Genomic DNA, 393 nt, shown 5'->3' on the forward strand with positions numbered 1-393 from the left:
CTGCGTGGTGTTTCATTCGCTGTCCAAGCGCTCCAACCTGCCGGGGCTGCGCTCCGGATTTGTCGCCGGTGATGCGACGATCCTCGGTGCCTTTCTGCGCTACCGTACCTACCATGGCTGCGCCATGCCGGCGCATCACCAGCTCGCCAGCATCGCCGCCTGGAACGACGAAGCCCATGTGCAGGTCAACCGCGACCTGTACCGGGCAAAATTCGATGCCGTGCTGGACATTCTCGGCGGAGTTCTTAAGGTATCCGCCCCCGATGCGGGCTTTTACCTGTGGCCGGAAACCCCGGTGGACGACGAAACCTTCGCGAGCCGTCTGAAGGCCGAGGAAAATGTCGTGGTGTTGCCCGGCCGCTACCTGTCGCGCACGGTCAACGGCCGCAACCC

Annotated in this window: 1 protein-coding gene; it reads left to right on the plus strand. The window is 63.6% G+C overall.

All coding sequences use genetic code 11. From position 1 onward, the window contains the following. On the plus strand, nt 1-393 hold a 393-nt coding region (locus tag ASV53_RS24825; protein WP_141226361.1), incomplete at both ends, for an aminotransferase class I/II-fold pyridoxal phosphate-dependent enzyme.

The organism is Photobacterium sanguinicancri, from assembly GCF_002265265.1.
Taxonomy (GTDB): Bacteria; Pseudomonadota; Gammaproteobacteria; order Enterobacterales; family Vibrionaceae; genus Photobacterium; species Photobacterium sanguinicancri.